Genomic DNA, 25,433 nt, shown 5'->3' with positions numbered 1-25,433 from the left:
GGATCAGCTCCCGCCGCGTTCGTCGAGCAGGTCCCGGAACGCCTGGGCGACCGTCTCCGGGTACTCCATCATCGCCACGTGCCCGGCGTCGGGCAGTGTCAGCAGGCGCGAGTCGCGGAAGGCCGCGGACGCCCTGCGCGCCATCCGGTACGAGACGAGCTGGTCCCGTCCGCCGTACACCAGCAGGGTCGGTGCGAGCACCCTCTCGGCCTGCCGCCACAACCCGTGCTGCCCTCCCAGCGTGTAGGCATCGACGATGCCTCGCGCCGAGCGGGCCATGGCGTCCCAGAAGTACGGCAGCCCCAGCCGTCGCTCCATCTCGGCCACCGCGTGACGGAAGGCTTCGTCGGAGATACGTGCCGGATCGCCGTAACAGAGTGCCATGGCGCCGCGGGTCCGCTGCTCCGCGGTCCAGTCCCGGGTGAGACGGACGAACAGGGATGCGACGCCCGGGAGTGCGAGGAGGGCGGTCGGCACGGCGGGCCGCTGGACCCGGATCTCGGGCAGGGCCGGGGAGACCAGGGTCAGGGTGCGCACCAGATCGGGCCGGACGGCCGCCACCCGGGTGGCAACCGCGCCACCCAGGGAATTACCGAAAAGGTGGACCGGCCCGCGCCCCTCGGCGTCCAGCAGCCGGATCACCGCCCGGGCGTGTCCGGTGACGGAGTAGTTGCCGTCGTCCGGCGGCGGCGAGTCCCCGAACCCGGGCAGGTCGACCGCCTGGCTGTCGAGGGTGTCGGCCAGCAGCGTCATCATCGCCGACCAGTTCAGGGACGAGCCGCCGAGACCGTGCACGAAGAGCGCGGGGGCGGGCTCCGCCGTCCCGGCCGGACGGGAACGGACGGTCAGGGTGAGGCCGGGAAGGGTGACGGAGCGCAGCTTCTCCCCTTCCGCGACACGGACGGCACTGACCGTGGGCGCCACCGCGGCGGCGGCGGCCTGGATGCCGGGCAGCTCGGTCGAAGACATGTGGCAATGTTACGAGACGATCACGTGCTGGTTCGTGTGTTCGCGGTCACAGGCCGCATAGCGCCCCCGCAGGGTTGCTCCTAGGCTGCAAGGGAAGGAAGGGAGCCACCATGACGGTCGACCCGACCGACCCGGAGACGTTCGAGGACCCGCAGCCGGAGGAACCGGGCCCCGAGGCGCCCGAAGCCGACAGCGCCGAGCAGCAGGCCGCCGTCCTGCCGGAGCGCGACGAACCGCTCACCGGCGTCGACCCCGGGGTCGCGAACGAGGCGGACGCGGCGGAGCAGGCACGCGTCGTCAAACAGGACGAGGACGATTACCGGTAGAACGCACCGCTTTGCGGCCGGAACCGGCGTCCCTGCGGCTGTCGCAGCCGTCCGGTACGTGAAATTCTGCGTCCGCGCCGCGCGCACCCGGGTTACTCAAAAGTACGATGGCCCCACGGCGCAGCGGGAACGGTACGGCTGTGTTCGAACACGAATTTGGGAGGCGGCGTGACAGCCATCGAGCAGACAGAGGCGGCGCGCCCGCGGGGCACCCGGCTGCCCCGCCGTGCCCGACGCAACCAGCTGCTGGGCGCCGCGCAGGAGGTCTTCGTCGCCCAGGGCTACCACGCCGCGGCGATGGACGACATCGCCGAGCGGGCCGGAGTCAGCAAGCCGGTGCTCTACCAGCACTTCCCCGGCAAGCTGGAGCTCTATCTCGCCCTGCTCGACCAGCACTGCGAGTCGCTGCTCCAGGCGGTCCGTACGGCGCTCGCCTCGACCACGGACAACAAGCTGCGCGTCGAGGCGACGATGGACGCCTACTTCGCGTACGTGGAGGACGAGGGCGGTGCGTTCCGTCTGGTCTTCGAGTCCGACCTGACCAACGAGCCTGCGGTCCGCGAGAGGGTCGACCGGGTCTCGCTGCAGTGCGCGGAGGCCATCTCCGACGTCATCGCCGGGGACACGGGCCTGTCCCAGGACGAGTCGATGCTGCTCGCGGTCGGTCTGGGCGGCGTCTCCCAGGTGGTGGCGCGCTACTGGCTCTCCAGCCGCTCCGGCATCCCACGCGACACCGCCGTGCAGCTGCTCACGTCGCTCGCCTGGCGGGGTATCGCGGGATTCCCCCTCCACGGCGCCGATCAGCACTGAGCCCCCGGGGCGACGACGGCCGGTGTTCGCTGCGGGCGTTGCCGGTCGACCCGTGATCCGTCCCTTCACCGGGCTAATGTGTGCTGCGTACGGCGCGGTTCACCGCGCAGAGACGGACCGTCGGAGGGACATAGCCGTGGAGGTCAAGATCGGGGTGCAGCACACGCCCCGCGAGATCGTTCTGGAGAGCGGACTTTCCGCCGAAGAGGTCGAGAGCGCGGTCGGCGAGGCGCTCAACGGCAAGGCGCAGCTGCTCAGCCTCACGGACGACAAGGGCCGCAAGGTCCTGGTGCCGGCCGACCGGATCGCCTACGTGGAGATCGGCGAGCCCAGCACCCGGCGGGTGGGATTCGGCGCGCTGTAGCCCGCGCGACGCGGAAGCACAGGTGGAGGCCCGGCGGATGATTCCGCCGGGCCTCCACCTGTGCTGCTCCGGATCGGTTCCGCTTTTCCCTCGGTGGGGTTCACGGAGGCCGAGGAGGGTTGTGTTCCGCGGGCCACGGGTAGGACGGCCTAGGACCGACCGACCGCCGCGCCAACAAGCGAGGTGACCCCTCTGTGCTCTGGGAATCCATCAGCTCCGTCGCGCTCGGACTCGCCCTGTCCTGGGTCGCGCTGCGCTCCCTGCCCGGCCGGCTCCCGTCCTCCCGCGTGGTGTTCGTCACGGGTGCGCTGGGAGCTCTGTTCGGCGCGTATCTGACGCACTCGACGGTGGGCTCCGGCCATCTCCTGGCGACGCCCACCGGCGCCGTCCTGGTCGGGGCGGTGACCCTGTCCCTCCTGATCCGCCCGCGCGGCAGGAGGCCGGTGCGGTCGGCGACGGCCCTGTAGGGCCGGGCCGTCAGGCGGCGAGGCCGAGAGCGGCCATCCGCTTGGTGTGCGCCTCGGTGATCCGGGAGAACATCCTGCCGACCTCGGCCAGGTCGAAGCCGTCCGCCACGCCGCCCACCAGCATGGTGGACAGGGCGTCGCGGTCCGCGACCACGCGCTGCGCCTGGGACAGCGCCTCGCCCATCAGCCGGCGTGCCCACAGGGCCAGCCTGCCGCCGACCCGGGGCTCCGCCTCGATGGCGGCGCGCACCTTCTCGACCGCGAAGTTCCCGTGGCCCGTGTCGTCGAGCACGGAGAGGACGAGGGAGCGGGTGTCCGTGTCGAGGCGGGCGGCGATCTCCCGGTAGAAGTCGCTGGCGATCGAGTCGCCGACGTACGCCTTGACCAGGCCTTCCAGCCAGTCGGACGGGGCGGTCTGGCGGTGGAAGTCGTCCAGCGCCTTGGCGAATGGCTCCATGGCCGCCGTCGGCGTCTCCTCGATGGCCGTGAGCCGGTCGGTCAGCTGCTCGAAGTGGTGGAACTCGGCGGACGCCATCTTCGCCAGCGCCGCCTTGTCACCGAGTGTCGGCGCGAGTTTCGCGTCCTCGGCGAGCCGCTCGAAGGCCGCGAGTTCCCCGTAGGCGAGCGCGCCGAGCAGGTCCACGACCGCGGCTCGGTACTGGGGGTCGGCGGACGCGGTGTCCCAGGCCTGGGCGGCGATCCCGGTCGGTGCGGGCGCTTCGTCGGATGCTTCGTTGGCGTTGTCAGGCGTCTCCATGGAGCGCAGAATAGCCCGCCCCGCCGGGGACGGACGGGCCCGGCCAGCAGGAGACATCACACCGTTCCGATGAATTCGTCCGACACGCATGCGCGAATCCGGGGTACAGTGGTATTGCGCTTACTGAGCATTTTGGTGTGCCAGGAGCGCGACCTTGAATGAGGATGCCCGGTCGGTGGCCCGATCGGCTCCGACCCGACAGCCCTCCACGCGGGGCGTACACCACGTACGACCGCAGATGAGGGGCCCCCTCAGCGGCACGAGCGCTCGAGCGACGGCAGTGGTCCCGCGCCACCCGGCCCACCCACGGCCGGATGACCAACCCCGGCACGGTACGACCCCCAGCGTTCGCCTCGGGCCGCGTCTCACAGAAGAGGCAGCACCCTGACTACGTTCCGCGACCTCGGAATCCTTGCCGAGACGGCCGAAGCCCTCGAGGCGGTCGGCATCACCTCCCCCTTCCCCATCCAGGAGATGACGCTCCCCGTAGCGCTCTCCGGATCCGACGTCATCGGCCAGGCCAAGACCGGCACCGGCAAGACGCTCGGCTTCGGTCTCCCGCTCCTGGAGCGCGTGACCGTGCCCGCCGACGTCGAGGCGGGCCGGGCGGCGCCCGAGAAGCTGACGGACGCGCCGCAGGCCCTGATCGTCGTGCCCACCCGTGAGCTCTGCCAGCAGGTCACCAACGACCTGCTGACCGCGGGCAAGGCCCGTAACGTCCGTGTCCTCGCGATCTACGGCGGCCGGGCGTACGAGCCCCAGGTCGAGGCCCTCAAGAAGGGTGTCGACGTGATCGTCGGTACCCCGGGCCGACTGCTCGACCTGGCGGGGCAGCGCAAGCTCGACCTCTCGCACATCCGTGTCCTGGTCCTCGACGAGGCCGACGAGATGCTCGACCTGGGCTTCCTGCCCGACGTCGAGCGCATCATCACCATGCTGCCGCCCAAGCGCCAGACGATGCTGTTCTCGGCCACCATGCCCGGCGCCGTCATCAGTCTCGCGCGCCGCTACATGTCGCAGCCGACGCACATCAACGCCACGTCGCCCGACGACGAGGGCACGACCGTCAAGAACACGGCGCAGTTCGTCTACCGCGCCCACTCGATGGACAAGCCCGAAATGGTCTCCCGTATCCTGCAGGCCGAGGGCCGCGGGCTGGCGATGATCTTCTGCCGTACGAAGCGGACGGCCGCCGACATCGCGGAGCAACTGGAGAAGCGCGGTTTCGCGTCCGGCGCGGTCCACGGCGACCTCGGCCAGGGCGCCCGCGAGCAGGCGCTGCGCGCCTTCCGCAACGGCAAGGTGGACGTCCTCGTCTGCACCGACGTCGCCGCGCGCGGCATCGACGTCGAGGGCGTGACCCACGTCATCAACTACCAGTCGCCGGAGGACGAGAAGACGTACCTCCACCGCATCGGCCGTACCGGCCGCGCGGGCGCCAAGGGCATCGCGATCACGCTGGTCGACTGGGACGACATCCCGCGCTGGCAGCTGATCAACAAGGCCCTGGACCTGAAGTTCCCGGACCCGCCCGAGACGTACTCCACCTCCCCGCACCTCTACGAGGAGCTCAGCATCCCGGCCGGCACCAAGGGGGTCCTGCCTCGCACCGAGCGGACCCGTGCGGGTCTGCGCGCTGAGGAGGTCGAGGACCTCGGTGAGACCGGCGGCCGCGGCCGCAAGTCCGCCGCCTCGGCCCCGGCACCCCGCGAGGAGCGCCCGCCCCGGACGCCGCGGCAGCGTCGCCGTACACGCGGAGGCAGCACGCTCGAAGAGGGCGCCGTCACCGTGCCCGCGCCTGCCGCCGAGGTGACCGCCGACGACACCGAGCCGCGCACCCCGCGCCGCCGGCGCCGGACGCGCGCCGCCGCCCCGGAGGCCGTGACCGAGGCCGCCGTGGCCGTGGCGGAGGCCCCCGTGGCCGAGCCCGCACCCGTGGCCGAGCCGGCTGCGGAGGCGGAGAAGCCCCGCCGTCGCCGTACGCGTGCCACGGCCGCGAAGGCGGACGCCGTGGCGCCCGTCGCCCCGGCTGCCGCCGCCGAGCCCGTCGTCGACTTCCAGACCGTGGCCGTCGCCGCACCGGCCACGGAGCCCGTGGCCACCAAGCCGCGCCGCCGCACCCGGGTGGTGAAGCCGGCCGACGAGGTCGACTTCCAGATCGCGCCGGCCTCGGAGCCCGTGACCGAGACCAAGCCGCGCCGCCGCACCCGTGCCGCCGCCAAGCCGAAGACCGAGGCGGTGGCCGCCGCCACCGTCACCGAGGACGCGGCGGAGACCAAGCCGCGCCGTCGTCGGCCGCGCGCCGCAGCGGAGAAGGCGGAGACCGCCTCGGTGACCGAGGCCACGCCGGACGGCGACGCACCCGCGAAGCCGCGCAGGCGCCGTTCCCGCGCGACGGCAGCCGCCGCCGAGACGACCGAGGGCTGATCCCCGACCCCGGACACCTCCGTACGGCCCCGTTCCCCGCGTCGCGGGGAACGGGGCCGTACGTCTGCCCGGGCGGGTCCGGGCCCCCGGCGATACGCTCGGCCCCATGAGCAGGCCGCCCACCTTCACCCCGCCCCCCTGTGCCCGTTCCCGCGTACTGCGTACCGCGCGCGGGGACTTCGCCGTGCTCGACGCCGTGCCATCTGCCGGCGCCCGTGCCACCGCTCTCCTCCTGCCCGGGTACACCGGCAGCAAGGAGGACTTCATCGCGCTGCTCGAACCTCTCGCGGAAGCCGGCTTCCGGGTGCTGTCCGTCGACGGCCGAGGACAGTACGAGACGGGGGGAGTGGGCAGTCAGGGGGCCTATTCACAGGCGGAGTTGGCCCGTGACGTACTGGCTCAGGCCACCGCCCTCGACGGCACCACGCCACCCGGCGGCATTCATCTGCTGGGGCACTCCCTGGGCGGCCAGATCGCCCGCGCCGCGGTCCTGCTGGATGCCGCGCCCTTCCGTTCGCTGACCCTCATGTCGTCCGGCCCCGCGGAGATCGACCCCGCCCAGCAGGAGAAGGCACGGCTGCTCAGCGACGCGCTGGGCAGATGGAGCATGGCCGAGGTCTGGCAGATGATGCGCGCGATGGATCCGCCCGAGGACGCGGACACCGGCGACGGGGAGGGCCTGCGCCGCCGCTGGCTGCGCCACGACCCGGCGCAGCTGATCGCCACCGGCGCGCAGTTGTCGTCCGAACCCGACCGGGTGGCCGAGCTCGCCGCGCTGCCCCTCCCCGTCCACGTCGTCTCGGGCGAGCGGGACGACGTCTGGCCGGTGCCGCTGCTGGACGACATGGCCCGCCGTCTGGGCGCGCGCCGCACCGTGATCGCGGGGGCCGAGCACTCCCCCAACACGGCCCGGCCCCTGGAGACGGCCGCGGCCCTCGTGTCGTTCTGGGACGGTCTCTGAGCCCGCCTCCCGGCTCACCGCGACGTCCGGTCGCCGGCCGTTCGTCGCGGTGCGGCACGGGCGGGTGGGCCCCGGGTGCTTGCCGGGTGCCCCTTCAGCTCACCTCGACGAGAGCCTTCCAGCCGGTGCCGATCCTGGGTCGGTCGTCAGCGTCGGGTCCCCCCACACCGGGAAGCCCTGCTCAGTCGCTTCGCGGGGGGTGCGTGGCGGCCCTCAGGCCAGTGTCCGCCGCCCACAGCCGGCCGGCCCCCGGGGACGGCCGGCTCACCGCTGCGGCCCCTGTCAGTACTGCGCCTGCAGGTGCTGCCAGAAGCCGTCGCGCAGTGCCCGGCGGAGATGGGCGTGGCCGCGCAGCGAGTGCTGGAGGAGCCGCTCGGCCTCGACGAGCAGGTCCTGGTCGACGGAGCCCGGCAGATAGGGGTGGCCGGGCATCAGGTCGGCGAGTGCGTCGCGGCCTCGCGAGGAGAGCCACCCCGCGGCGATCTGGGCACCGACGAAGCGGACGTCCTCGCGCGCGGGGGCCGGGCTGTCGTCCTCGTACATCGTGACGGAACGCCGGGTCACGTACGGGCGGCAGAAGTCGAGGTCGAAGGTGCGCTGGCTGTCGACCTCCCACAGCAGCGGCTCCGCCTGGTTGCGGCCCTCACCCGCCTCGATGCCCCAGAGGTGGACGCGTGCGCCGTAGCCCTGGGCGGCCTCGACGGCCGAGACCAGGTCCTCGTCGCCGCCGACGAGCGCCGCGTCGCTGATGGCGCGGTGCCGGGCGAGTGACTCCAGGTCGGTGCGGATGAGCGAGTCGACGCCCTTCTGCTGGTTGTTGGCGTTGAGGTTGCCGAGCCTGACCTTGACGTCGGGCAGTTCGGCGATGGCCTGCTGTTCGACGGTGTGGATCCGGCGCCTGGCTCCGTCGTACCAGTACACGCGCAGCAGCCTGCTGTCCGCGAAGATCGTGCGGGCCTTGTCGATGAAGGCCTCGATCAGCCCTTCGGCGTCCAGGTCGAAGGACCGGCGGTCCTCTGTACCGGTGACCAGCAGACCGGCAGCCGCGTAGACGTAGCCCGCGTCCACGAAGATCGCGTGGGTGGAGGGGGTCTTCGACACCTCGGCGAGTACGCGCTGGAGCAGCGCGTTGGTGCGGTCGAGCTGTTCGCGGATGCCCGGTCCTTCGTCCGTCCGCGGGTCCGCCTGACTCATACGGGCCTCATCGTGTGCGCATGGCCGATTACCGACGGGTACTTAGACATCCAAAAAATTTCCTTAGCGTAGGGAATGTTTGCAGTAGGCAAGCCGTTGTACCCCCTGTGGAGCGCGAGACGTCGGACGCCTCGTGCTCCCCATCCTTGCGGACGGCGAGCCCGTCCTCCCAGTAGTTCTCCAGCAGGAGGATCAGACGAAGGGAAGCCATATGCGCTTCGAGATCATGCGACTCGACGACGTCGACGGTACCGCCGTGGACAGCACCGTCGTGGACGCCGCCTCCGTCAACCGGATCGTGCAGCAGGCCGCGGCAATGGGCCAGCGCATCTACATCCGGCCGGCCGACACGTCGGCCTCGTGACACCTTGCTCTGCTCCGCGCCGCTGACGTAGGGCGGACGGCGGGCTGAAGACGAGGCGCCCCCGCACGGCAGGTCCGTGCGGGGGCGCTGTGGTGTCCGGGCCGGGCAGGCCTCAGGAGGTCCGGATGACCTGGGTGACGCCGTTGATGATCTGCTGCACGGCGATGGCCGACAGCATCATTCCGGCGAGCCGGGTCACCAGGACCACTCCGCCGTCCTTGATCACACGGATGATCAGCAGCGAGTACCGCATGGTCAGCCAGAGCACGACGTGCATCGCGACGATGGCCGACCAGACCGACACCTGGCCGGCGGTCCCGTCCGCGTTCTGCACCGCGAGGATCACCGAGACGATCGCGCCGGGCCCGGCCAGCAGCGGCATGCCGAGCGGGACGAGGGCCACGTTGACGTCCTTGGTCTGCGTCGGCTCGTCCGTCTTGCCGGTGAGCAGGTCCAGCGCGATGAGCAGCAGGAGGAGCCCGCCCGCGATCATCAGGGCGGGTACGGAGACGTGCAGGTAGTCGAGGATCTGCTGGCCCAGGAGGCCGAAGACGGCGATCACCCCGAAGGCGACGGCAACGGCCTGGAGGGCCATCCTGCGCTGCACCTTGACGGGACGGCCCGCAGTGAGGGCGAGGAAGATCGGGGTGATTCCGGGCGGATCCATAATCACAAAAAGGGTGAGAAAAAGGGATCCGAAGACAGCGATGTCGAACACGATGAGCCTTGCGAGAGGAGAGCGGGCCGAACAGGAGGGTTCGCGCACCGGCGCGCCTCGGGGACGCCCGGCGCGCGGGGGTACGTACGACAGGGGGAGGAGAAGGTGCCCCGTTACGCGGGGAGCGGTCCACCGGCTCCCGGCACGGGGAACGCGCCGGTGGCGCGCCGGGTGATCTCGCCGTAGATCTCGGGGTCGGTGGTGTACTCACCGAGCCGGACGGTCTTGCGTGAGCCGTGGTAGTCGCTGGACCCGGTGGGGAGCAGCCCCAGCTCCGCGGCGAGTCCCCGCAGGCGCGCCCTGGCGGGCTCGTCGTGGTCCATGTGGTCGACCTCGATGCCGTCGAGCCCGGCGGCGGCCAGCCGCGCGATCGCGGCCTCCGGGACCACCTCACCGCGCTTGACGGCGAGCGGGTGCGCGAACACGGTGACACCGCCCGCGGCCTTGACCAGCCGGATCGCCTCGAACGGGTCCAGCTCGTGCTTGTCGGCGTACGCGCGCCCGCCGTTCCCCAGCCAGGCCGAGGTGAAGGCGTCGGAGACCGTGTCGACGACACCGAGCTCCACGAGCGCGGTGGCGACGTGCGGGCGGCCGACCGAGCCGTTGCCCGCGATCCGCGCGACCTGTTCCCAGGTGACCGGGACTCCCAGCTCCCGCAGCCTGCGCACCATGGCCTGCGCCCGCGGTACCCGGTCGTCCCGGACGAGCTCACGCTCACGGGCCAGTTCGGGCTCGGCCGGGTCGAAGAGGTAGGCCAGCATGTGCAGGCCGACGCCGTCCATGCGGCAGGAGAGCTCGGCTCCGGTGACGAGGGTGAGGCCCTCGGGGAGGGCGGCTGCCGCCTCCTCGTGGCCTCCGACCGTGTCGTGGTCGGTCAGGGCTACGACGTCGAGGCCCGCGGCGGCGGCGTTGGCGACCAGCTCGGCGGGGGTGTCCGTGCCGTCCGACGCCGTGGAGTGGGTGTGCAGATCGATGCGCACGACGCGGACTCCAGGGCTGCGGGCGGACAGGGGACGCTCAAGGATAACCGCCGGGCGTCACCCGTCCGGCCCTCCGCCTCGGCCCCGGGCCCGGTCAGGGCGGCGTGAGCAGCCGGGGCGTGAGTGCTCCGCAGGGCAGCAGGTCCACCTCGGCGCCGGCGTCACGCAGGTCGGTCAGCACCAGTTCGTCGTACATCAGGAGCCCGGACCGTTCGGGCCAGACGATCGCCCACAGCCACAGCCCGCGCGCCTCGCCCGCGAAGACCGCCCGGTCGGCGGGGGCGTGCCTGACGTGCCAGAGCGCGGTCGGGCGTCCCGCGGCGAGCACCTTGGCGTCGGGTGCCGCATCGAGGCGCAGGCCCGGCCCGGGATCGACGCCCTCGATACCGGCGTAACGGGCGCCGAGCCCAACGCCGAGCTCCTCGGCGACGAGAAGCAGTTCACCCATCCCGCCGAGCGGTCCGGGCCCCGAGCACGCGACAGCGGTGGCCCGGCCGCCGCTGCGGTCGTCGCCCGCGTACGCCGCGCCGGTGAACAGCCAGCCGACCGGGAGGGGCCAGGGCATCCACACCGGCACCTCGGCCCGGTGCACCACCACGCCCAGCGCCTCGACGCTGGGCGGGACGACCGGCTGCATCGGGTGCACCTGGCCGTGCCCGGAGCACTGCCAGGCATCGGCGAACAGACCGGGCGCCCTGACCCGGCCACCGCACTTCGGGCAACTGGGTTCGCCCCTCATAACGCTCAACGGTCCTCCCCGGCCGTCGCCGCGTCAAGGACGATCACCCGTCCGCAGCGCGGCTCCGGACGGAACCGATAGATGCAACTTGCACTTATTAGTGTGTCTAAATCAATCTGCGCATGACGCAACGACCTGAAGGGAGCGAGAGAACGATGCGGGGAGAGGATCCGTTCGACGAGGGGGCGACCAGCATCCTGCGCCAGCCGAAGGCCGGCCCTGGCCGGCGCGGTGGTCGTGTGGGTCAGGCGCTCGGCCCTGACCCACGAGGCCGGGGAACTGGAGCCGCGCCACGCCGCGGACGACGGCGTCAGCGTCTTCGCCGACTGACCTCACGGCCTCGTCCACCACGGCCCCGCCCACGGTTCCCCTCCTGTGCCGCGCGGCAGGGCCTCCGCCGCCCGCCGCGTCAGTCGAGCGGGACGGAGGCGCGGAGCGGGTCCCGGAGGTCCGTGCCGTGCGAGAGCCAGCGCTCCTGGAGCTCCTGCGCGCCCCTGACCCGCTTCCACGCCGCCTCGTTGTGCGTCATCGGCAGCAGGGGCAGGAAACGCACCGCGTCCATCGGGGCCTCCAGCTCCAGGTCCTCGACGAGACCGCCCGGCTCGGCGACCAGGACGGAGCTGAAGGGAGCCCCGGCCCACAGCGGCTGCCCGAGGTCCAGCGACGCCCCGGGGACCACGATCAGCCCCTCGACCTGCGGGGAGGCCGCCAGCACCGCGAGGGGCCGCAGCACCTGGTCCGTGTCGGCGAGACCGACCCGCACGGACAGGACCAGTTCGGCGCGCGGGCCCTTCACGGGATCGGCCAGCGGCGAGGTCGGATCGGCCATCGGCTGGGCGGACATGCCGAGTGTGGCGTAACGCACCACGTCCCCGTCGATGAAGCGGAGCACCTCGATGCGGTCCGTGCCGAGGAACGTCACATCGGCGCGTGCGTCCGGCTCGCCCAGCGCCGTACGGAGCCGGGCCTCGACCAGATCAAGAATTTCTCCCATGCCGCGAGCATAGAACGCGTAAGGAATGGGAACAGAAAGGGATTGGCTCCTCACCTGGCTGATAGCCTGAGGCGTCGGTCGGGACAGCACGCAGAAGCGTCGCTCTCAGTCCTGACAACACGTGATCCCCCACGGGGGACCGGCCGGAGGAGGTGGGGCTGCGGTGGATCCAAGTCGACCGTGCAGTACCGACCGCTCTTCCGCACGACGCCTTCCTTCTGTGATCTGACGCCCTTCCCGGCCGTCACCACGGCAGTTCGCGAACCGGAAGAGCACCTCGTTTTTGCCTGTCTGTAGCGAACGCCGTCATCGTGCCCACGCGGTGCCGCCCGCTTTGCGGACGTGAGCGCACGTCCCCATTCCGGGCTGTTCCACCTGCCCGCCGACGGCCCTCCGTGAAGAGGAGCCAGCCATGTCGATGATCCGTGACCTGCGCGCCGCCGTGCGCCCGTCCCTGCGCAAGAGCAACACCCCGTACAACAGCTACGACGCCACCCGCGACCCGTCCGCCTCCAGCGCCGTCGTCGACTGCGCGGTCTACCGGGACGGACGCCGGCAGACCGAGATCTCCTGCCTGACGCCCCGTGAGGCGATGCTGCGCGTACGGGAGGAGGGCGGCTTCGCCTGGATCGGTCTCCACGAGCCGACGGAGGAGGAGTTCGCGGGAATCGCCCGCGAGTTCGGCCTCCACCCGCTCGCCGTCGAGGACGCGGTCCACGCCCACCAGCGGCCCAAGCTCGAACGGTACGACGACACGCTGTTCACCGTCTTCAAGACGATCCACTACGTCGAGCACGCCGAACTGACCGCGACCAGCGAGGTCGTCGAGACCGGCGAGGTGATGTGCTTCACGGGACGGGACTTCGTCATCACCGTCCGGCACGGTGGGCAGGGTTCGCTGCGCGCCCTGCGCCACCGCCTCCAGGAGGACCCCGAACTGCTCGCCAAGGGGCCGTCCGCGGTACTGCACTCCATCGCCGACCATGTCGTCGACGGGTACATCGCGGTGGCCGCCTCGGTGCAGGACGACATCGACGAGGTGGAGATCGACGTGTTCTCCACCCCCTCCAAGGGGAGCGCGCGCGGATCGGACGCGGGCCGGATCTACCAGCTCAAGCGCGAGGTGCTGGAGTTCAAGCGCGCCGTGTCGCCGCTCCTGCGGCCGATGCAGCTGCTCAGCGAACGTCCGATGCGGCTGATCGACCCCGACATCCAGAAGTACTTCCGCGACGTGGCCGACCACCTGGCCCGGGTGCACGAAGAGGTCATCGGCTTCGACGAACTGCTCAACTCGATCCTCCAGGCCAATCTGGCGCAGGCGACCGTCACGCAGAACGAGGACATGCGCAAGATCACGTCGTGGGCGGCCATCATCGCCGTGCCGACGATGATCTGCGGCGTCTACGGCATGAACTTCAAGCACATGCCCGAACTGGGGTGGACCTACGGCTATCCGATGGTGCTGGCGCTCATCGGCGTGGTCTGCTTCTCCATCCACCGCACGCTCAAGCGCAACGGCTGGCTTTAGGGGCGCCCGCGCAACCCCATAGAGTGCGGGCATGACAGCTGCTGACGTGTTGCTTGCCCGGGCTCTCGTCGAGGAGGCCACCAAGAAGTCCGGCCTGATCTGGGTCCGGGGCACCGGCCACTCCCGGGCGCTGTGGCACGTGTGGCACGAGGGCGCGGCCGTGCTCGTCGGGGACGGACCCGGGGAGCAGCCGCTCCCCGCCGGGCTCGACACCGGCGCCACGGCCGAGGTCACGGTGCGCAGCAAGGACAAGGGCGGCAGGCTCGTGGCGTGGACCGCCGCCGTCACCGTGCTGGAACCGCGCTCCGAGGACTGGGAGGCGGCGGTCGGTGAGCTCAAGGGCAAGCGGCTGAACGCCCCGGACGCCGAGCGGATGACGGAGCGCTGGGCGCGTGAGTGCCGCGTCGTACGCCTGACGCCCGGCGAGTCCCGCACCGTCCTGCCGGACTCCTCGCTGGCCGCGCGACCGCTGCCCACCGGGGCGACCACGCGGCGGACGGCGCCCGCCGCGCTCCCCCGGCTGCTGCTGAAGCGCCGCAGGAAGCGCTGACCGGCCGCGCACGGGAGGCCGGCGGCCGACCGGCCCCGTCAGCCGGACGACCTGGGCAGTTCGCCGCCGTAGTCGACGGTCTCGTCCTCGGCCGGTGCTTCCAGCGGGAAGGCCTCGCCCCAGTCGGCGAGGGTGAGGGTGCCGCCGCCACCGCCACGGGCCACCCGCAGGGGATAGGGAGTGCCCTTCAGGGAGACGTCCAGTGCGCCCCCCTCACCCTTCCCCCCCATGATCTGCACGGTGCGCACGCCGCCGATCTCGTCCCGGCCACCCTTGTTGATCTTCCCGTGCAGTGCGAGCACCCCGTCGAGGAGCGTCTTCTTCTCCGTGAAACCACGCAGCTGCTGGTAGGTCGGGTCGTCCTCGGGGACCTTCACGTACTTGTCGCCGAGCTTGTCGGCGGCCTGGTCGCTCTCGTCGTCGGCACTCTCGTCCTTCCAGAAGCCGGCGTCGGCCTTCAGGAAGAGCTCGTCACCGACGCGCAGCAGCGCGAAGGTGTCGTTGCCCGAGGTGACCGACCCGGTACCGCCCTTGCTGCTGAGCTGCATGTTCAGGACGTAGGTCCCGCCCTTGCTGACCAGCTTGCCCGTGAGCCGTACCGCGTCGGCGGCGTCGGCCGCGGCCCGCGCCTTCTTGTCGATCTGCGATGCCGTCAGCTTGCCGACGCCGTTGGTCCCCTTGTCCGGGTCCTCTCCGGCACAGGCCGTCAGCGCGACGGTCAGCCCCGCGCAGAGCACCACGGCGGAAGCGGTCCGGCGACGGGCCCGGACGGCCGGGGCGGAAGAGGTCACGGGCGCACTGCCTCTCGTCTGTGTGTCGGGGGTTGGCAGACGGCAGCGTACCTGTGCGGCGTACGCCATTCGGCAGAGCGCCGTACGGACGGTCCGCCAGCGCGTCCCGGACCGGCACGGGCTAGCCTGATCACGGCAAAGGCGGACCCGAGAGGCAGAGGGAGGGGCACAGGATGGCGGCAGTCACTCCCAGGGTCTTCGTCTCGCACCTCGCCGGCGTACCGGTGTTCGACCCGAACGGTGACCAGGTCGGCAGGGTCCGCGATTTCGTGGCGATGCTCCGGGTCGGCGGCAAGCCGCCACGCCTGCTCGGCATGGTCGTCGAGGTGGTGAGCCGGCGGCGCATCTTCCTGCCGATGACGCGGGTCACGGGGGTCGAGTCGGGCCAGGTCATCACCACGGGCGTGGTCAACATGCGGCGCTTCGAGCAGCGCCCGACCGAGCGACTCGTCCTCGGCGAGTTCCTTGACCGGCGGGTGCGCCTCGCGGAGACGGACGAGGAGGTGACCGTCCTCGACGTCGCCATCCAGCAGCTCCCGGCCCGCCGCGACTGGGAGATCGACAAGTTCTTCGTACGCAAGGGGCGCGGCGGTGCCCTGCGCCGCAAGGGCGAGACGCTGACCGTGGAGTGGTCGGCGATCAGCGGCTTCTCGCTGGAGGAGCACGGGCAGGGCGCCGAGAGCCTGGTGGCCACCTTCGAGCGGCTGCGCCCCACCGACGTCGCCAACGCCATGCACCACCTGTCGCCCAAGCGGCGCGCCGAGGTCGCCGCGGCCCTGGACGACGACCGGCTCGCGGACGTCCTGGAGGAACTCCCGGGTGACGACCAGGTGGAGATCCTGGGCAAGCTGAAGGAGGACCGCGCCGCGGACGTCCTGGAGGCGATGGACCCGGACGACGCCGCCGACCTGCTGTCCGAGCTGCCCGAGGCCGACAAGGAACGGCTGCTGGCTCTGATGCGGCCGGACGACGCGGCCGACGTGAGGCGCCTGCTGTCGTACGAGGAGCGGACGGCCGGCGGTCTCATGACGACCGAACCGATCATCCTGCGGCCCGACGCGACGGTCGCGGACGCGCTGGCCAGGGTCCGTCAGCAGGACCTGTCGCCCGCCCTGGCCGCCCAGGTGTACGTCTGCCGGTCGCCGGACGAGACCCCCACCGGCAGGTATCTGGGCACCGTGCACTTCCAGCGGCTGCTGCGCGATCCGCCGTTCACCCTGGTCAGCTCGATCGTCGACAGCGACCTGGTCCCTCTGCCCCCGGACACCCCGCTGCCCGCCGTGACCAGCTATCTGGCCGCGTACAACATGGTCTCGGTGCCCGTGGTGGACGAGAGCGGATCACTGCTGGGCGCCGTGACCGTCGACGACGTGCTGGACCACCTGCTCCCGGAGGACTGGCGCGAGACCGACTTCCAGGGCGAGGAGGGGATCGCCGGTGGCCGCTGAGGACCGTTCGAGGGCCGTGCCGGCCGGCGCCTCGGGCATCGTGCGCCCGCCCCGGCCCCGGCTCGACCAGCCCAGGGCGCCGCGGCGCCGGCTCCTGCCCGAGTACGACCCCGAGGCGTTCGGCCGGTTCTCCGAACGCATCGCCCGTTTCCTGGGCACCGGGCGGTTCATCGTCTGGATGACGCTGATCATCATCCTGTGGGTGGTGTGGAACATCTTCGCGCCGGAGAACCTGCGTTTCGACGAGTACCCGTTCATCTTCCTGACCCTGATGCTGTCCCTCCAGGCCTCCTACGCTGCCCCGCTGATCCTGCTCGCGCAGAACCGCCAGGACGACCGCGACCGGGTCACCCACGAGCAGGACCGCAAGCAGAACGAGCGCTCGATCGCGGACACCGAGTACCTCAGCCGGGAGATCGCCGCGCTGCGGATGGGCCTCGGCGAGGTCGCCACCCGGGACTGGATCCGCTCGGAGCTGGAGGCCATGGTCAAGGACATGGAGGAGCGCCGGCTCCTCCACCGGGCCGAGAGTGACGAAGGCGACCGCTGAGGCGCTACCCGTGCGTAGCCCCCGGCGCCGTACCATCGTCGGTATGGCTACGGAAGACGCGGTGCGCGAAGCACTGGCGACAGTGAACGACCCGGAGATCCACCGACCGATCACCGAGCTGGGCATGGTGAAGTCGGTCGAGATCGATCCTGACGGTGTAGTCGCTGTCACCGTGTACCTCACGGTCTCCGGCTGCCCGATGCGCGAGACGATCACCAAGAACGTGACCGACGCGGTGGCCCGCGTCGAGGGCGTGTCGCGGGTCGAGGTCACGCTCGACGTGATGAGCGACGAACAGCGCAAGGAGCTCGCCTCGTCGCTGCGCGGCGGCACCGCGGAGCGCGAGGTGCCGTTCGCCAAGCCCGGCTCGCTGACCCGCGTCTACGCGGTCGCGTCCGGCAAGGGCGGCGTCGGCAAGTCCTCGGTGACGGTGAACCTCGCCGCGGCGATGGCGGCCGACGGGCTGAAGGTGGGTGTGGTCGACGCGGACATCTACGGGCACAGCGTGCCCCGGATGCTCGGTGCCGACGGCAAGCCCACCCAGGTCGAGAACATGATCATGCCGCCGTCGTCGCACGGCGTGAAGGTGATCTCCATCGGCATGTTCACCCCGGGCAACGCCCCGGTGGTGTGGCGCGGCCCGATGCTGCACCGCGCGCTCCAGCAGTTCCTCGCAGACGTGTACTGGGGCGACCTGGACGTCCTGCTGCTCGACCTGCCGCCGGGCACCGGTGACATCGCGATCTCCGTGGCCCAGCTCGTCCCGAACGCCGAGATCCTGGTCGTCACGACCCCGCAGCAGGCCGCCGCCGAGGTGGCCGAGCGGGCCGGCTCCATCGCCGTGCAGACCCACCAGAAGATCGTCGGCGTCGTGGAGAACATGTCGGGCATGCCGTGCCCGCACTGCGACGAGATGGTCGACGTGTTCGGCTCGGGCGGCGGGCAGCGGGTCGCCGAGGGGCTGACGAAGACGGTCGGCGCCGAGGTGCCGGTGCTCGGTTCCATCCCGATCGACGTACGTCTGCGTGAGGGCGGGGACGAGGGCAAGCCCGTCGTCCTGTCCGACCCGGACTCCCCCGCGGGCTCCGCCCTGCGCTCCATCGCGGAGAAGCTGAGCGGCCGTCAGCGCGGTCTGTCCGGGATGTCGTTGGGGCTCACCCCGCGCAACAAGTTCTGAGCACCTCACGGGTGGGGGCGGCCTCCTCGGGAGACCGCCCCCACCCGTGCGCGTGCCGCTCAGTCCTCGTACGAGGCGATGTCGCCGATCACCGCGAACCCCAGGCCGTAGGCGCTCATTCCACGCCCGTACGCGCCGATGTGGACCCCCTCGGGTGCCGAGCCCGCGAGCACCCAGCCGAACTCGGACTCACGGTAGTGGAAGTCCACCGGTACGCCGTCCACCGGCAGGGACAGCGTCGACCAGGGCTCGCCGCCCAGATCGTCCGCGAGCTCGAACGCCGTCTCGGTCTGCTGGTTCAGCCATTCGCCGCGCAGGGTGTGGTCCATCTGCGGGGGCCAGGTGCAGTCCAGCAGGCCCGAACCCGCCAGCCAGGCGGCCGACGACACGGTGGTGGCGTCCAGCACCCCCGTACCGTCGTCGCTGTGCCGTACGGGGCTGCTGCCCACGGTCACGACCACCGCGAAACGCGCCTTCTCCGCACCCGCGTCCGCCCGCACGACGGGCTCCTCGCCATGCCCGGTCGAACCGTGCTGCACCGTGTCGTCCGCCGCGGCGGTGACGTGCATCAGCCAGCGCGGACCCGTGAAGGCTTCGTCCAGCCCGTACCAGGGGAACGGTGCCTTGAGATAGCCGTCGACAGTACGCCGGGTCACCGGCACCCCCTCTGCGGTGACTGTGCTGGGCGCACCATCCGCCCCTGCCCGACTCGTCGTCTCCATCTGCCCGGCCGCCTCCTCGATCTTCCACTGATCCGGAGCGGCCCTCCCCCCATGGGCATGGGCAACTCGCAACCGGACAGATGGAGAATAGCCATACCGCCCGGACGAGTCGGGATTGACGGTCTCAGGTGGCGTCTGCGTCGAAGGGCGGACGCTCGTCCCCGGCCGGCTGCGCGGGCTTCTTGAGGAGGTCGGGCGCGGCGGATCCCGCCGCGCCGGCGGCGGTGCCGGAGGACGTGGCGCTCTCGCGGCCGTTCACCGCGTCGGTGACCTCGGCCATCTCCTTGCGCAGGTCGAAGCTCTCCCGGATCTCCTTGATCCCCAGATCGTCGTTCCCGTCCATGAGCTGCTTGCGGACGAACGTCTTGGGGTTGAGGTCCTCGAACTCGAAGTCCTTGAACTGGGGTCCGAGCTCCGAGCGGATGTCCTCCTTGGCGCTGTCCGAGAACTCACGGATCTTGCGGATGGTGCGCGTGACGTCCTGGATGACCTTCGGCAGCTTCTCGGGGCCGAATACGAGCACGGCGAGAACCACGAGCGTCAGCAGCTCGAGTGCGCCTATGTCATTGAACACCTTGTTGCTCCTCGTGTTCTCTGCGTGGTCTCCGTGGGTTCTCCGCCGCCAGGTCGTCAGGGGCCCGGACCGCTCCACGGTACCCGGCGAAGCTGTCCGTGCGGTACCTGCCGGTGGCCGTCAGGTGCCGCTCGCCGAACCCAGCGTCAACGTCATGGACAGGTCCTTGCCTCCGCGGGTGAGGACGAGACCGAGCCGGTCGCCGGGCCGGTGGGCGCGGATCTTGACGATCAGTTCCTCCCCGCTGTGCACGCGCTGTCCCTCCACCTCGGTGATGACGTCGCCCGGCCGGATCCCCGCCTTGTCGGCCGGTCCCCCCTCGGTCACCGCGGTTCCGCCCTCGGCCGCCTCGCCTCCGACCTTGGCACCGTCGCCGGTGAACTCCATGTCCAGTGTGACGCCGATCACCGGATGGGTGGCCTTGCCGGTGTTGATCAACTCCTCGGCGACCCGCTTGCCCTGGTTGATCGGTATCGCGAAACCGAGGCCGATGGAGCCGGACTGGCCGCCGTCGAGCCCTGACCCGCTGTCCGCGGCGCGGATGGCGCTGTTGATGCCGATGACCCGGGCCTTGCCGTCGACCAGGGGGCCGCCGGAGTTGCCCGGGTTGATCGGCGCGTCGGTCTGCAGGGCGTCGACGTAGCTGACGTCGCTTCCGTCGCCCTTCTCGCCGCCCGCGGTGATGGGCCGCTGCTTGGCGCTGATGATGCCGGACGTGACCGTGTTCGACAGGTCGAAGGGTGCGCCGATGGCCACCACCGGGTCACCCACCCGCACGTTGTCGGAGTTCCCGAGCGGCAGCGGCTTGAGGCCCGATACGCCGGTCACCTTGACGACGGCGAGGTCGTAGCCGCTGTCCTTGCCGACGAGTTCGGCCGGCGCGCTCTCCCCGCTGCTGAACGTGACGGTGATGTCGCCGGTGGAGCCGGCGGGAGCGACCACGTGGTTGTTGGTGAGGATGTGGCCCTTGCCGTCGAGGACGAAGCCGGTGCCCGTGCCCGACTCGGCCGAGCCGTCGACGTGCAGGGTGACCACGCTGGGCAGTGCGCTGGAGGCGATCCCGGCGACGCTGTCGGGCGCCCGGCCGCCGTCGTCGCGGCCCGACTGGGGGAGCTCCACCGTGGTCAGCCCGCCGTTGCGCTCGACATAGGCACCGATCCCCCCGCCGATCCCGCCGGCGACCAGCGCGAGCAGGGCCGCCCCGACGAGGAGCTGCCCCCGCCGGCCCTTACGCGGCCCGGTGTCCGGGCCGTGGCCGGGGCCGGGGTGGCTCAGCGGCTGCTGCCCGGGGGCTCCCCACGGGTCGTACCGCAGCCATTGCGAGGTCTGCTGCGGGGCCGTCGGGGCCTGTCCCGCCCGCGCGACGGGCTGAGGCGCCGCGTGCTGCTGCGGCACGGTGTGCGGGGGCGGGGGCGCCCAGGCCTCCGCGTGCCCCTGGCCAACCGGTGCGGCGGCGGGGGCCTGTGGGGAGGGCAGGGGGGTGGCCATGCCGTGCCCGCTCCGCCCCGCGTACGGCGGCGGTACGGGGGTCCCGTGTGCCGGGGTCGCCACCGGGCGCTGCACGGGCGGCGCGGGCGCCCAGGGCCCCGGGCCGCCGTAGGGCGGGGTGCTGTACTCGTCGGGAGCGTGCAGCGGCTGCGCACGGTGGGCGGGCGCGGTGGGCGGCGCCGGGGTGTAGTCACCGTCGTCGTCCGGTGTCACGGGTGCTTCCGCCCCGGCTGCGGGCCGCCCGGGTGTCCGCGGTTCGGTGGCCGGCGGACCGGGCGTGGGAGCACCGTCCGGGGTCGCGGGCGGGTGCGGCTCTCCGGCCACGGGCACGGTGGCTTCGCCGGTGCCCGCCTGCGCGTCCACGGGCCCGGGCAGCTCCGGGCCGGCGGCGGTCACCGCGTCCTCCGGCCCGGCGGGACGGTTCCGCTCCGTCGAGGGACGGCTCCACCACTTCGTCCGCGGCCCGCTGGGCTTCCCGTCGTCCATGCTCTCCCCGCAACTGGCCTCTGCACGCCCCCACAGGGGCGTCCCTCCCGGAATTCAACCAGGTTTGCGAATCCGTGCGCAGGATCCCGGTCAGCGCAGAGGAGAAAGCGGCATCGCGCGGTCGCGCGGCGGCGGTGCGGAGACCGTGGCGGAGGGCTTCGGGTCCGCTCCCCCGCCGAGCGCGGCCGAGTAGAGAGGGCCGGCGTCGGTCGGGCGTATCAGGGGCGGCACGGTCACGTTCAGCACCGGGAAGGTGTACGTGCTCCCGGTGAACGCCGAGGTGCTGAGCAGCGAGGGCGCGGAGACGAGCACGGGCCTGGCCGACCTGGTCGGCACGGCACTCGGGCCGGGGGCCTGCCCCTCACCGACGGCGAGGGCGCCGCCACCGCTGCGGCTGGCCGCGGGGGTGGTTCCGCCGGTCCGGTCCTCCGCGTCGAGCGGGGTCGTGCTGCTGCCCGCGCCCTCGGCGCTGAGCGGCGCCCCGGGGCCGTAGCCGAGGGGAAGCGAACCCCCCAACGCGATAGCGGCGAGCGAGACGGCGCTGGCCGCGACGAACGCGAAGCGCCGGGCACGCCAGGGCGACCGGTCGGCTTCGCGCCCCACGTCGTGGATGCGGAAGCCGGAACCGGGCACACCTCCCGGCAGCACGGCGGTCGAGCCGTGAGCGGTGGGGAGATATCCGAAGCCGTCCAGCGGCGAGCGCCCCGGTTCAGTGGGACCGCCGGCCTGCAGCACGGGGAAGATCCCGTCTCCGAGGCGCCGGCCGTCACCCGGGCCGTTCCCGCCGCCGGTGGGGCCGCCCGGAAGACCCTGCAGACGGGCCAGGAAGCCCTCGGAGGGCGAAGGAGCGGCCGATGTGGCGAAGGCACTCTTCAGTCGCCGCTGGGAGTCGGCCTCGGCCTTGCACCTGGCACAGGTGGCCAGGTGCGCCAGGACGCGTTCCCGGGCGTCGTGCTTGAGCTCGCCGTCGACAAGCGCGGCGAGGCGGTCCCCCAGGTGCTGTTCCGCGGGGGTCGGACCTGTGCCGCTCACGCCGTACCGCCCTCCCCCGCCAGGACCGCGTCCGCGAGGGAACGCTGCTCGGCGCGGGCCTCGGGCGAACGGTGCTTGAGCGCCTTGCGCAGGTGCGAACGGCCGCGGTGGATGCGGCTGCGCACCGTCCCGAGCTTGACGCCGAGAGTGGCGGCGATCTCCTCGTAGGAGAGGCCCTCGATGTCACAGAGCACGACCGCCGCGCGGAACTCGGGTGCCAGGGTGTCCAGCGCCTGCTGCACGTCCGCGTCGAAGTGCGTGTCGTTGAAGACCTGCTGCGGGGAGGGCTCCCGGCTGGGCAGGCGCTCGGCCGCGTCGTCGCCGAGTGAGTCGAAGCGGATCCGCTGCTTGCGGCGGACCATGTCCAGGAAGAGATTCGTCGTGATCCTGTGCAGCCAGCCCTCGAAGGTGCCGGGTGTGTAGGTGGACAGCGACCGGAAGACCCGGACGAAGACTTCCTGGGTGAGGTCCTCGGCGTCGTGCTGGTTACCCGTCAGCCGGTAGGCGAGGCGGTACACACGGGCGCTGTGCGTGCTGACGATCTCTTCCCATGAGGGCGGGGTCCACGCCTGGGAATCCGCATCTGAGGCGAAGGTCGCGGTCGGTGCGGAAGCGTTGGAAGAACGGTCAGCAATGTCGGTCACGGATTTCGGCTCACCCGCCGACCTGAGAAGGCGCCGCAGCGGCCGTCTCCGATCCACAGGCGCAGCCGCACCTCCCCTATCGGCTCTGGTGGTGTCCAGTGGAGCCCCTACCATAGCCACCTCGCCCGTTAGCTCCGGATAAGCCTTTTTACCTGCTGGTACCCGGTGTCCCCGGGAGCAAGAGGCACATTCCGGGCCCGGCCGCAGGGCCTGGTCCGGCTGTTCCCCTCTGCCCCTACCTAACGCCTGGTCCCATCTGCGGGTTCCCGGGTCCAGCGGATACAGTCACCGTTGCGCCAACTACGGGGACAGGAGAGGGTCATTACCGCCAACCGGCAGACGAGCTGGGCATTCGCCGACGCCTTTGTCGCCGAGGAAGAAGCTCTGCTCTGGGCCCGGGACCGGGCCCACGAGACAGGGCTCCGCCCGGTGTCGTCAGGCACCGGCGCGGCACTGCGCCTGCTCGCTGCCACCGCGGACGCCAAGGCGGTGGCCGAGATCGGCACCGGAACCGGCGTGTCGGGTATCTACCTGCTCCAGGGCATGCGCCCGGACGGCGTCCTGACGACCGTCGACCCCGAGCCGGAGCGCCAGCAGTTCGCGCGTGAGGCCTTCCGTGCCGCCGGCTTCGCCACGAACCGGGCGCGCTTCATCCCGGGACGCGCCCTGGACGTGCTGCCGCGGCTCGCGGACGGCGGGTACGACCTCGTCTTCTGCGACGGCGACCGGCTCGAGAGCATGGACTGCCTCGCTGAATCGTTGCGTCTGCTGCGGCCGGGCGGGCTGGTCTGCTTCGAGGGCGTCTTCGCGGACGGCCGCACCATCGACTCGGCCGCGCAGCCGGCCGAGGTCCTGCGCCTGCGCGAACTGCTGCGGGCCGTGCGTGAGAGCCAGGAGCTCATGGCCACGCTGCTGCCGGTGGGCGACGGCCTCCTGTGCGCGGTGCGGCGCGGCTGACGGCCGGTCCAGCGGGAGCACTCCCGCGGGCCGGGGACCGCCCCCCCGGCGCACCACTGCCCCGGCACGGGTTCCGTGCCGGGGCAGTGGTGAAGTGTGGGCGCCTCAGCCTCAGCCGACGACCTTCTTCAGCGCGTCACCGAGTGCGTCTGCCTCGTCCGGAGTCAGCTCGACGACAAGCCGACCGCCGCCTTCGAGCGGAACGCGCATGACGATGCCCCGCCCCTCCTTTGTCACCTCGAGCGGGCCGTCGCCCGTCCGCGGCTTCATGGCCGCCATGCTCGTTCCCCTTCCTGAAACCAGCTCATCGCAGCCGGCGGCCCCATGACAGGCGCTGCCTCACCGGCGTCGAACACAATGCTTCCTCCGCATTATCCCGCATCGAAGACCCCGATGACCAACATCGGACGGCATCGCTTGCGCAACGCGCTCTCTCAAAACCACCCAATACGGCGATCCGGCTGCGATACTGCGCCACCTCCGGCCCTCAGCCGAGGTCCAATCGTTAGACGCAGGTCACATGACCGGGCCGTCCGGAGTCCGCCATGCTTGCCTGGACAGGCACAACGCCGGAGCCGTAGGGAGACCCAGCAATGGCCGACATGGCCGACACCATGGCTGACACCGTGCTCACAGACGTGAGCGACGGACTCGCGACGATCACGATCAACCGCCCGGACGCGATGAACGCCATGAACACCGCCGCGAAGGTCGCCCTCCGCGACGCCCTTCGGGCCGTCGCGGACGACACCGCCGTGCGGGCGGTTCTACTCACCGCCACCGGGCGCGCCTTCTGCGTCGGCCAGGACCTCAAGGAGCACGTCGCCAAGCTCTCCGAAGCCCGCGAGCCGGACGGCGGCAACGCCCTGAGCACGGTGCGGGAGCACTACAACCCCATCGTCCGCACCCTCACCGGGATGCGGAAACCGGTGGTGGCCGGGATCAACGGGGTCGCGGCGGGGGCGGGCTTCGGTTTCGCGCTGGCCGCCGACTACCGCGTGGCCGCCGACACCGCTGCCTTCAACACGTCCTTCGCGGGCGTCGCGCTGACCGCGGACTCGGGCGTCTCCTGGACCCTCCCCCGGCTGATCGGTGCGAGCCGCGCGGCCGACCTGCTCCTCTTCCCCCGTTCGATCTCCGCGCAGGAGGCGTACGGGCTGGGCCTCGTGAACAAGGTGGTGCCCGCGGCCGACCTCGCGAAGGAGGCGCACGCCGTGGCCCGCGCCCTGGCGGACGGCCCGACGGTGGCGTACGCGGCTCTGAAGGCCTCGATGGCGTACGGCGCCGGGCACACGCTCGCCGAGACGCTGGAGAAGGAGGACGAACTCCAGACCGAGGCGGGCGCGTCGCAGGACCACACGATCGCCGTCGAGGCCTTCCTCGCCAAGCAGCCGCCGAAGTACCTGGGCAGGTAGG

Annotated in this window: 28 protein-coding genes; 14 read left to right on the top strand and 14 right to left on the bottom strand. The window is 71.6% G+C overall.

Annotated elements, in window-relative coordinates:
* Positions 1–3: 3 nt before the first annotated feature.
* Positions 4–969 carry an alpha/beta fold hydrolase gene (locus tag ACHFIV_RS04205; protein ID WP_398963576.1) on the bottom strand — a complete coding sequence of 322 codons (966 nt, stop codon included), beginning with the start codon at positions 967–969 and terminating at the stop codon, positions 4–6.
* A gap of 110 nt (positions 970–1,079) precedes the next feature.
* Between ACHFIV_RS04205 and ACHFIV_RS04200 the strand changes: the two genes are divergently transcribed.
* The 4 genes from ACHFIV_RS04200 to ACHFIV_RS04185 all read left to right on the top strand — a co-directional run bounded on the left by ACHFIV_RS04200 (position 1,080) and on the right by ACHFIV_RS04185 (position 2,936).
* Positions 1,080–1,295: a hypothetical protein gene (locus ACHFIV_RS04200; RefSeq protein WP_398963573.1), complete on the top strand. Its 216-nt coding sequence runs from the start codon at positions 1,080–1,082 to the stop codon at positions 1,293–1,295.
* A 168-nt stretch (positions 1,296–1,463) separates the two neighbouring features.
* A complete protein-coding gene (locus ACHFIV_RS04195) occupies positions 1,464–2,105 on the top strand; it encodes a TetR/AcrR family transcriptional regulator (protein ID WP_398963571.1) in 642 nt (213 codons plus the stop codon).
* Positions 2,106–2,241: 136 nt separating this feature from the next.
* Positions 2,242–2,469 (top strand): DUF3107 domain-containing protein, encoded by a 228-nt coding sequence (locus ACHFIV_RS04190; RefSeq protein ID WP_167526138.1) that lies wholly within the window; start codon positions 2,242–2,244, stop codon positions 2,467–2,469.
* Between the two features lie 194 nt (positions 2,470–2,663).
* The gene (locus ACHFIV_RS04185) at positions 2,664–2,936 is read left to right on the top strand and encodes a hypothetical protein (RefSeq protein ID WP_398963568.1); all 273 of its coding nucleotides are present in this window, start codon (positions 2,664–2,666) and stop codon (positions 2,934–2,936) included.
* Between the two features lie 10 nt (positions 2,937–2,946).
* Here the strand turns inward: ACHFIV_RS04185 and ACHFIV_RS04180 are convergent, their stop codons facing one another.
* A complete protein-coding gene (locus ACHFIV_RS04180) occupies positions 2,947–3,702 on the bottom strand; it encodes a ferritin-like fold-containing protein (RefSeq protein WP_398964212.1) in 756 nt (251 codons plus the stop codon).
* A gap of 465 nt (positions 3,703–4,167) precedes the next feature.
* Between ACHFIV_RS04180 and ACHFIV_RS04175 the strand changes: the two genes are divergently transcribed.
* Positions 4,168–6,120, top strand: coding sequence for a DEAD/DEAH box helicase (locus ACHFIV_RS04175; RefSeq protein WP_398963566.1), 1,953 nt, complete (start codon positions 4,168–4,170; stop codon positions 6,118–6,120).
* 106 nt (positions 6,121–6,226) lie between these two features.
* Positions 6,227–7,081 carry an alpha/beta fold hydrolase gene (locus ACHFIV_RS04170; protein WP_398963563.1) on the top strand — a complete coding sequence of 285 codons (855 nt, stop codon included), beginning with the start codon at positions 6,227–6,229 and terminating at the stop codon, positions 7,079–7,081.
* A 282-nt stretch (positions 7,082–7,363) separates the two neighbouring features.
* Here the strand turns inward: ACHFIV_RS04170 and ACHFIV_RS04165 are convergent, their stop codons facing one another.
* Positions 7,364–8,275, bottom strand: coding sequence for an NYN domain-containing protein (locus ACHFIV_RS04165; protein ID WP_398963560.1), 912 nt, complete (start codon positions 8,273–8,275; stop codon positions 7,364–7,366).
* A 211-nt stretch (positions 8,276–8,486) separates the two neighbouring features.
* On the opposite strand from ACHFIV_RS04165, the gene ACHFIV_RS04160 reads away from it, so the two are divergent.
* Entirely contained in the window at positions 8,487–8,639 is a 153-nt protein-coding gene (locus ACHFIV_RS04160) for a hypothetical protein (protein WP_014154223.1), read from the top strand.
* Between the two features lie 112 nt (positions 8,640–8,751).
* Here ACHFIV_RS04160 and ACHFIV_RS04155 read toward each other — a convergent pair whose 3' ends face one another.
* The 4 genes from ACHFIV_RS04155 to ACHFIV_RS04140 form a co-directional block, all read right to left on the bottom strand.
* A complete protein-coding gene (locus ACHFIV_RS04155) occupies positions 8,752–9,357 on the bottom strand; it encodes a MarC family protein (protein ID WP_398963557.1) in 606 nt (201 codons plus the stop codon).
* Positions 9,358–9,470: 113 nt separating this feature from the next.
* Positions 9,471–10,337: a PHP domain-containing protein gene (locus ACHFIV_RS04150; protein WP_398963555.1), complete on the bottom strand. Its 867-nt coding sequence runs from the start codon at positions 10,335–10,337 to the stop codon at positions 9,471–9,473.
* A gap of 94 nt (positions 10,338–10,431) precedes the next feature.
* Positions 10,432–11,076, bottom strand: a complete 645-nt coding sequence (locus tag ACHFIV_RS04145) for a DUF6758 family protein (protein ID WP_398963552.1) — start codon at positions 11,074–11,076, stop codon at positions 10,432–10,434.
* Positions 11,077–11,485: 409 nt separating this feature from the next.
* A complete protein-coding gene (locus tag ACHFIV_RS04140) occupies positions 11,486–12,070 on the bottom strand; it encodes a suppressor of fused domain protein (protein ID WP_398963549.1) in 585 nt (194 codons plus the stop codon).
* Between the two features lie 412 nt (positions 12,071–12,482).
* On the opposite strand from ACHFIV_RS04140, the gene ACHFIV_RS04135 reads away from it, so the two are divergent.
* Complete coding sequence (locus ACHFIV_RS04135) at positions 12,483–13,598, top strand: magnesium and cobalt transport protein CorA (RefSeq protein ID WP_398963546.1); 1,116 nt, start codon at positions 12,483–12,485, stop codon at positions 13,596–13,598.
* A 31-nt stretch (positions 13,599–13,629) separates the two neighbouring features.
* Positions 13,630–14,148: a hypothetical protein gene (locus ACHFIV_RS04130; RefSeq protein WP_398963543.1), complete on the top strand. Its 519-nt coding sequence runs from the start codon at positions 13,630–13,632 to the stop codon at positions 14,146–14,148.
* A gap of 38 nt (positions 14,149–14,186) precedes the next feature.
* Here the strand turns inward: ACHFIV_RS04130 and ACHFIV_RS04125 are convergent, their stop codons facing one another.
* On the bottom strand, positions 14,187–14,939 hold the full coding sequence (locus tag ACHFIV_RS04125; protein WP_398963540.1) for a hypothetical protein: 753 nt from the start codon (positions 14,937–14,939) through the stop codon (positions 14,187–14,189).
* 173 nt (positions 14,940–15,112) lie between these two features.
* On the opposite strand from ACHFIV_RS04125, the gene ACHFIV_RS04120 reads away from it, so the two are divergent.
* Genes ACHFIV_RS04120 through ACHFIV_RS04110 form a run of 3 tightly spaced genes read left to right on the top strand, consistent with a single transcriptional unit; the run spans position 15,113 to position 18,114 of the window.
* Positions 15,113–16,387 carry a magnesium transporter MgtE N-terminal domain-containing protein gene (locus ACHFIV_RS04120; RefSeq protein WP_398963538.1) on the top strand — a complete coding sequence of 425 codons (1,275 nt, stop codon included), beginning with the start codon at positions 15,113–15,115 and terminating at the stop codon, positions 16,385–16,387.
* Complete coding sequence (locus tag ACHFIV_RS04115; protein WP_398963535.1) at positions 16,377–16,937, top strand: DUF1003 domain-containing protein; 561 nt, start codon at positions 16,377–16,379, stop codon at positions 16,935–16,937. The genes ACHFIV_RS04120 and ACHFIV_RS04115 overlap by 11 nt, the downstream gene beginning before the upstream one ends.
* 43 nt (positions 16,938–16,980) lie before the next feature.
* Positions 16,981–18,114: an Mrp/NBP35 family ATP-binding protein gene (locus tag ACHFIV_RS04110; protein ID WP_398963532.1), complete on the top strand. Its 1,134-nt coding sequence runs from the start codon at positions 16,981–16,983 to the stop codon at positions 18,112–18,114.
* A gap of 59 nt (positions 18,115–18,173) precedes the next feature.
* On the opposite strand, the gene ACHFIV_RS04105 is transcribed toward ACHFIV_RS04110, so the two are convergent.
* The 5 genes from ACHFIV_RS04105 to sigE all read right to left on the bottom strand — a co-directional run bounded on the left by ACHFIV_RS04105 (position 18,174) and on the right by sigE (position 23,174).
* Positions 18,174–18,836 carry a hypothetical protein gene (locus ACHFIV_RS04105; protein WP_398963530.1) on the bottom strand — a complete coding sequence of 221 codons (663 nt, stop codon included), beginning with the start codon at positions 18,834–18,836 and terminating at the stop codon, positions 18,174–18,176.
* Positions 18,837–18,960: 124 nt separating this feature from the next.
* Positions 18,961–19,410: a sec-independent translocase gene (locus ACHFIV_RS04100; RefSeq protein ID WP_398963527.1), complete on the bottom strand. Its 450-nt coding sequence runs from the start codon at positions 19,408–19,410 to the stop codon at positions 18,961–18,963.
* 120 nt (positions 19,411–19,530) lie between these two features.
* Positions 19,531–21,384 (bottom strand): S1C family serine protease, encoded by a 1,854-nt coding sequence (locus tag ACHFIV_RS04095; protein WP_398963524.1) that lies wholly within the window; start codon positions 21,382–21,384, stop codon positions 19,531–19,533.
* Positions 21,385–21,474: 90 nt separating this feature from the next.
* Positions 21,475–22,416: an anti-sigma factor family protein gene (locus ACHFIV_RS04090; protein WP_398963522.1), complete on the bottom strand. Its 942-nt coding sequence runs from the start codon at positions 22,414–22,416 to the stop codon at positions 21,475–21,477.
* Positions 22,413–23,174, bottom strand: a complete 762-nt coding sequence (gene sigE, locus ACHFIV_RS04085) for an RNA polymerase sigma factor SigE (protein ID WP_398963520.1) — start codon at positions 23,172–23,174, stop codon at positions 22,413–22,415. The genes ACHFIV_RS04090 and sigE overlap by 4 nt, the downstream gene beginning before the upstream one ends.
* A gap of 177 nt (positions 23,175–23,351) precedes the next feature.
* On the opposite strand from sigE, the gene ACHFIV_RS04080 reads away from it, so the two are divergent.
* Positions 23,352–24,017: an O-methyltransferase gene (locus tag ACHFIV_RS04080; RefSeq protein WP_398963517.1), complete on the top strand. Its 666-nt coding sequence runs from the start codon at positions 23,352–23,354 to the stop codon at positions 24,015–24,017.
* A gap of 111 nt (positions 24,018–24,128) precedes the next feature.
* Here the strand turns inward: ACHFIV_RS04080 and ACHFIV_RS04075 are convergent, their stop codons facing one another.
* Complete coding sequence (locus tag ACHFIV_RS04075) at positions 24,129–24,296, bottom strand: DUF3117 domain-containing protein (protein WP_003966491.1); 168 nt, start codon at positions 24,294–24,296, stop codon at positions 24,129–24,131.
* A gap of 323 nt (positions 24,297–24,619) precedes the next feature.
* On the opposite strand from ACHFIV_RS04075, the gene chcB reads away from it, so the two are divergent.
* On the top strand, positions 24,620–25,432 hold the full coding sequence (gene chcB / locus ACHFIV_RS04070; RefSeq protein WP_398964209.1) for a 2-cyclohexenylcarbonyl CoA isomerase: 813 nt from the start codon (positions 24,620–24,622) through the stop codon (positions 25,430–25,432).
* Position 25,433: the final 1 nt, after the last annotated feature.

This window comes from Streptomyces sp. ALB3, assembly GCF_044385685.1.
Taxonomy (GTDB): domain Bacteria; phylum Actinomycetota; class Actinomycetes; order Streptomycetales; family Streptomycetaceae; genus Streptomyces.
Note: the sequence above shows the minus strand (reverse complement) of the source record. Positions and strands in the feature narration are given on the sequence as shown.

What these genes read in the sequence shown, in the direction of transcription:
- ACHFIV_RS04205 (WP_398963576.1), bottom strand. Translation starts at nt 969, where the DNA reads ATGTCTTCGACCGAGCTGCCCGGCATCCAGGCCGCCGCCGCCGCGGTG.
- ACHFIV_RS04200 (WP_398963573.1), top strand. Translation starts at nt 1,080, where the DNA reads ATGACGGTCGACCCGACCGACCCGGAGACGTTCGAGGACCCGCAGCCG.
- ACHFIV_RS04175 (WP_398963566.1), top strand. Translation starts at nt 4,168, where the DNA reads ATGACGCTCCCCGTAGCGCTCTCCGGATCCGACGTCATCGGCCAGGCC.
- ACHFIV_RS04170 (WP_398963563.1), top strand. Translation starts at nt 6,227, where the DNA reads ATGAGCAGGCCGCCCACCTTCACCCCGCCCCCCTGTGCCCGTTCCCGC.
- ACHFIV_RS04165 (WP_398963560.1), bottom strand. Translation starts at nt 8,275, where the DNA reads ATGAGTCAGGCGGACCCGCGGACGGACGAAGGACCGGGCATCCGCGAA.
- ACHFIV_RS04160 (WP_014154223.1), top strand. Translation starts at nt 8,487, where the DNA reads ATGCGCTTCGAGATCATGCGACTCGACGACGTCGACGGTACCGCCGTG.
- ACHFIV_RS04145 (WP_398963552.1), bottom strand. Translation starts at nt 11,076, where the DNA reads ATGAGGGGCGAACCCAGTTGCCCGAAGTGCGGTGGCCGGGTCAGGGCG.
- ACHFIV_RS04140 (WP_398963549.1), bottom strand. Translation starts at nt 12,070, where the DNA reads ATGGGAGAAATTCTTGATCTGGTCGAGGCCCGGCTCCGTACGGCGCTG.
- ACHFIV_RS04135 (WP_398963546.1), top strand. Translation starts at nt 12,483, where the DNA reads ATGTCGATGATCCGTGACCTGCGCGCCGCCGTGCGCCCGTCCCTGCGC.
- ACHFIV_RS04130 (WP_398963543.1), top strand. Translation starts at nt 13,630, where the DNA reads ATGACAGCTGCTGACGTGTTGCTTGCCCGGGCTCTCGTCGAGGAGGCC.
- ACHFIV_RS04120 (WP_398963538.1), top strand. Translation starts at nt 15,113, where the DNA reads ATGGCGGCAGTCACTCCCAGGGTCTTCGTCTCGCACCTCGCCGGCGTA.
- ACHFIV_RS04110 (WP_398963532.1), top strand. Translation starts at nt 16,981, where the DNA reads ATGGCTACGGAAGACGCGGTGCGCGAAGCACTGGCGACAGTGAACGAC.
- ACHFIV_RS04105 (WP_398963530.1), bottom strand. Translation starts at nt 18,836, where the DNA reads ATGGAGACGACGAGTCGGGCAGGGGCGGATGGTGCGCCCAGCACAGTC.
- ACHFIV_RS04095 (WP_398963524.1), bottom strand. Translation starts at nt 21,384, where the DNA reads ATGGACGACGGGAAGCCCAGCGGGCCGCGGACGAAGTGGTGGAGCCGT.
- sigE (WP_398963520.1), bottom strand. Translation starts at nt 23,174, where the DNA reads ATGGTAGGGGCTCCACTGGACACCACCAGAGCCGATAGGGGAGGTGCG.
- ACHFIV_RS04075 (WP_003966491.1), bottom strand. Translation starts at nt 24,296, where the DNA reads ATGGCGGCCATGAAGCCGCGGACGGGCGACGGCCCGCTCGAGGTGACA.
- chcB (WP_398964209.1), top strand. Translation starts at nt 24,620, where the DNA reads ATGGCCGACACCATGGCTGACACCGTGCTCACAGACGTGAGCGACGGA.